This window comes from Limnohabitans sp. Rim8 (assembly GCF_945869175.1).
Classification (GTDB): domain Bacteria; phylum Pseudomonadota; class Gammaproteobacteria; order Burkholderiales; family Burkholderiaceae_C; genus Limnohabitans_A.
Window position 1 is genome coordinate 1 of sequence record NZ_CAMBNZ010000131.1, and the last position, 4,808, is coordinate 4,808.

Annotated in this window: 5 protein-coding genes; 2 read left to right on the forward strand and 3 right to left on the reverse strand. The window is 60.9% G+C overall.

Translation table 11 applies throughout. The annotated features are described in order from the left end of the window. Positions 1-286 precede the first annotated feature (286 nt). Complete coding sequence (locus Q0O19_RS13840; protein ID WP_295523932.1) at positions 287-1,648, forward strand: MATE family efflux transporter; 1,362 nt, start codon at positions 287-289, stop codon at positions 1,646-1,648. 17 nt (positions 1,649-1,665) lie between these two features. Here the strand turns inward: Q0O19_RS13840 and Q0O19_RS13845 are convergent, their stop codons facing one another. The 3 genes from Q0O19_RS13845 to pobA form a co-directional block, all read right to left on the reverse strand. Beyond that, entirely contained in the window at positions 1,666-2,208 is a 543-nt protein-coding gene (locus tag Q0O19_RS13845; RefSeq protein ID WP_295523934.1) for a DUF1003 domain-containing protein, read from the reverse strand. Between the two features lie 150 nt (positions 2,209-2,358). Further along, a complete protein-coding gene (locus Q0O19_RS13850; protein ID WP_295523936.1) occupies positions 2,359-3,228 on the reverse strand; it encodes a CoA transferase in 870 nt (289 codons plus the stop codon). A 51-nt stretch (positions 3,229-3,279) separates the two neighbouring features. After that, positions 3,280-4,473, reverse strand: coding sequence for a 4-hydroxybenzoate 3-monooxygenase (pobA, locus tag Q0O19_RS13855; protein WP_295523939.1), 1,194 nt, complete (start codon positions 4,471-4,473; stop codon positions 3,280-3,282). A gap of 194 nt (positions 4,474-4,667) precedes the next feature. On the opposite strand from pobA, the gene Q0O19_RS13860 reads away from it, so the two are divergent. Further along, a partial coding sequence (locus Q0O19_RS13860) for a helix-turn-helix domain-containing protein (protein WP_295523941.1) occupies positions 4,668-4,808 on the forward strand: 141 nt, incomplete at its 3' end.

Below are 4,808 nucleotides of genomic sequence, written 5' to 3' on the forward strand. Positions count from 1 at the left end.
GCGCAAGCAGCGGCGGTGAGGAGGATCGAAAAAATGGAAGAAGTCTTGGTTTTCATGGTGGTTTCGGTCAGAGTTGGGATTGTCGCCGATCGAGCTGGGGTGAGACCCGCCAGAGCGGAGAAATCTGACGCTAGGGCATGACACAGAGGCTGGAGGGCGCCCTTGCCATTCTGTGCGGCATCGAACCCATAGCCTTCAGTTCGGCGCCAGATTGACTTGGGGCAAAGGTTTGAGCCTTGGACTAAACTTTGTCCGGCAAACCCGAAACACCGCAGAACGGAAACCCATGAATGCACCCGTCGCCGTCAACCCTTTGTTGACCGGACCGATCTTGCCCCTCTTGCTGCGGTTTGCTTTGCCCAATATGGTGGCCATGCTGGCCGCGGCGCTGGCGGCCATTGCCGAGACCAGTTATGTGGGGTACTTCGGCGCTTCTGCCTTGGCGGGCATGGCGCTGGTGTTTCCCTTTGTGATGCTGCAAACCATGATGTCGGCCGGGGCCATGGGCGGCGGTGTGTCGTCTGCCGTGAGCCGGGCTTTGGGCGCGGGTGATCCCGATCGGGCCAACCTGTTGGCGGTGCATGCCTTATGGATTGGGGTGTCGCTGGGCTTGGTGTTCATGCTGGTGATGGCGCTGTGGGGCGCGGCCATGATGTCCGCCTTGGGCGGTCAAGGTGAGGCCCTGGCCCAGGCCGTGGCTTATTGCGAAGTGGCTTTTTTGGGCTCGGTGTTTGTGTGGGTCGTGAACACGCTGTCTTCGGTGATCCGGGGCAGCGGCAACATGAAAGTGCCGTCGGTCACGCTGTTTGTGGTGGCTGTGCTGCAGGTTTTGGCAGGCGGCGCGCTGGGCTTGGGGTGGGGCCCTTTGCCGCAGCTGGGCATGCAGGGCGTGGCCGCTGGGGGCGTGTTGGCCAATTTGGGCGGGGCGGTGTTTTTGTGGGCTTATTTGACATCTGGCAAAGCCAAGATCACCCTGCTGGTGCGCAGCACGGCGCTGGAGCCCAGGCACTTGCTGGACATTTTGCGGGTGGGCGCTGTGGCCTGCATCTCTCCCTTTCAAACGGTGTTGACCATTTTGATCTTGACGCGTTTGGTGGCCACTTTTGGCACCGAGGCTTTGGCCGGGTACGGCATTGGCACGCGGTTGGAGTTTTTGCTGGTGCCCATTGCGTTTGCCGTGGGCGTGGCCTCGGTGCCCTTGGTGGGCATGGCCATCGGTGCTGGGGATATCGCCCGGGCTCGGCGGGCCGCGTGGACAGCCGCTGCAGTGGCTACCGCAGCTTTGGGGGTCTTGGGCCTTATCGTGACGTGGGTGCCCGTTGCATGGACCCTGTTGTACACCCAAGACCCGGCGGTGCTGGCCTCTGCGGCCAGCTACTTTCTATGGGCGGGCCCTTTTTATGCGTTTTTTGGTTTGGGCTTGTCGCTGTATTTCTCGTCGCTGGGTGCGGGCAAGGCCGTAGGCCCCGTGATCGCAGGCACGCTGCGCTTGTTGGTGGTGGCCATCGGCGGTTGGTTGCTGGCGTCCTGGCAGTCCCCCGCGTGGATGATCTTTGCCTTGGTCGGCTCAGGCATGGCCATCTATGGCCTGAGCACGGTGCTCATCGTCCACTACACGCCCTGGGGCCCGGCGGGCAGCAAGGATTGACGGGCTGGCCTAAACGCTCACTGCGGCCTGGGCAATTGTGCTGACATCAAGCGAACTTGTTCTGTCAAATCGCGCACCGCCTGGCTCAGAGCGAGCAGTTCCTGCTCTTTCATGATGTCGATTTTTTCATGCAAGAGCTCAATTTCCAGCTCGGCTTTGACGTTGATTTCGTAGTCGGTTTGGGCGTGTTTGCGGTCAAGCTCAGATTGCCGGTTTTGGCTCATCATGATGGCGGGCGCTGTGTAGGCCGCTTGAAACGACAGCAGCAAGTTCAGCAAGATGAAGGGGTAAGGGTCCCAAGCACCTTGACCCACCAGCACGTTGCCCGTGATCCAGCAAGCGATGGCCGTGCTTTGGAACATGATGAAACGCCACGACCCGATGGTGGCGGCCACCCGATCGGCCAGTCGCTGGCCACGGGTGGGCGGGTCAAGAGCGATCTGTTCAGCCAAGATTGCGGGCGCGATCTCCAAATGCTGTCGATGCGCTCGGCGGTGTTGGCGCAGCAACTCCAGCTGCTGGATTTCTTCAAAGCGAGCGGTGTGTTTTTTCGAGGACATGCGTGGCTTTCGGTGTGATGGCCGAAAGGGTAGCAGTCATCCACAAAAACAAGCCAGCGCTTTATGCATTTTTTCGGCGTTCGGCTTGGCCCAATCTCCTTGCTCAATCGGCCGAACAGCTGAGTCTGGCGGCGGTGGGCAAGGTGTCTTTTAGCGCGGCAGAGTCATCAGTGGGATGTCTTGGGCCGTGGCCAGCTTGTCGAGCTGGGCGCGGGTCTTGCTGGCCAAAAATGTTTCGATGGCTTGGTGTGTGGCGGGTTTGAACAGATCTTTCGCGGGGTCCATCAGCTTCACGCCAGCGGCTTCGCAGATGCGGGCGGCAAAGTGCGGCTCCAGTGCAGCCAGCGCCACGCGGCCGTTTTTGCAGGCATAGATGCGGTAGCCCGCGTGTGCACCGCCCACCGCGCCATCGGGCGTGGTCATGCGCAACTGGCGGGGCAGAGCCAGCCAGGCGGCGGCGTCTGACAAGGCCACTTCGTGGTGAGATCCTTTGCCCGTGGTTTTGAGTGTCAGCACGGCTTTGAGTGTGGCTTCGCTGGCCATCAGTGCGCCGCCCATGTCGGCAAACAAACTCGCAGGCAATTCCATGCCATTGACCAAGCCAGCCTCGGCTTGGTAAGTCAAATCGTGCCCGGGAATTTCAGCCAGGGGTCCGGGGGCACCCACCACCTCAATCAGGCTGAGGGCGGGGTATTGCTTGCGCAGCGTCTTCCAGCCCAGGCCCAACTTGCTCAGGGCCGAGGGGCGAAAGGACGTCAACAACACGTCGGTTTGGGGCAGCAACTTGTGTAAGGCAGCTTGGCCCGCAGCGGTTTTGAGGTCCAGCGTTTGGTGCTTGGCACCTTGGTGCAGCAGGTCATAACCGCCGGGCGTGAAGTGCTGCATGGGATCGCCCGCAGGCGGATTGACTTTGGTGCAGCGCGCGCCCATCTGGGTCAGGCGCATCAGGGCCGCAGGGCCGGGCAGGTTGAGGGCCAGGCTGACGACGCGAACGCCGCGAAGGGGTTGGGAAGTGCTCATGGTGGATGTGATTGTAGGAGCGGCGCACCCCGAGGAGGACAGACCCATGGCCTACTCGCCGAAATTCAGCGGCAAGCCCACGTAGTTTTCGGCCATGGTGCGTGAACCGGCTTCGCTGTGGATCAGGTAGTCGAGTTCGGCATCCTGGAACTTCTGCCCAATGTCGCCGTTTTCCGGGAAGTGGTGCATCAAGCTGGTGAACCACCAAGAAAAGCGTTCGGCCCGCCAGATGCGGCGCAAGCAACGCTCTGAATAGCTGTCGATGCCCGCTTCGGTCTTGTCTTGGTAATACGCGATGAGGGCGGTGGACAGGTACTTCACGTCGGTGGCGGCCAGGTTCAGGCCCTTGGCGCCTGTGGGCGGCACAATGTGGGCGGCATCGCCCGCCAAGAACATGCGGCCAAAGCGCATCGGTTCGGTCACAAAGCTGCGCAGGGGGGCGATGCTTTTTTCGATGCTGGGGCCAGTCACCAGTTGTTCGCGGGCTTCGGGGTCGAGGCGATGGCGCAATTCGGCCCAGAAAGCGTCGTCAGACCATTGCTCGACCTTGTCGGTCAGCGGCACTTGCAGGTAATAGCGGCTGCGCGTGGCACTGCGCTGCGAGCACAGGGCAAAGCCGCGGGTGCTATTGGCGTAAATCAATTCGTGGTGGACAGGCGGTGTGTCCGACAACACACCCAGCCAGCCGAAGGGGTAGACCTTTTCGTATTCCTTGATCGCATTGGGGGGCGCACTGGCGCGGCACACGCCATGAAAGCCGTCGCAGCCGGCGATGAAGTCGCACTCGATGGTGTGCAGTTGGCCATTTTTTTCGAAGGTGACACGGGGTTTGGCGCTGTCGAAATCGTGCACCTGCACCTTGTCGGCCTCGTACACCGTGGGCAAACCTTCTGCTTGGCGCATGTCCATCAGGTCACGGGTCACTTCGGTCTGGCCATACACCATGACTTTCTTGCCACCTGTCAATTGGTCCATGTCGATGCGGTGGCGAGCGCCTTTGAACAACAAGTCAAAACCCGTGTGCACCAAACCCTCTTTGTGCATGCGCTGGCCCACCCCGGCTTCGTCCAGCAGGTCCATGGTCACTTGCTCCAAGACCCCAGCGCGGATGCGCGAGAGCACATAGTCGGGGCTTTGACGCTCTACGATCACGGCGTCGATGCCCGCTTTGAAGAGCAATTGGCCCAGCAGCAAACCGGAAGGGCCGGCGCCGACGATGGCCACTTGGGTGCGGGTGGTGCTCATGGTTTGTCTCCTGAAGTCGTGCCATTGAATGCCAGCAAGCTTAGAGGGCTGGCTGATTTTTGGGGTGGATCGCTGCTGAGTTTGTACGATGAGCAGAATGATTGTGCGATGATCGCGCAAATTGACGCCGATCAATGGCGGCATCCACCCGCCATATCGACCACAGTGGCTCGCTTGTTTTTCAAAAGGTTGATATGACCATCGCCAAAGCAGATTTCATCGAGGGGCTGGCCAAAGGTCTGGCCGTGCTCGAAGCGTTTGACACCGAACGCCAGCGCCTGAACGCCACGCTGGCCGCGCAGCGCACGGGGATCACCAGGGCGGCGGCCAGGCGG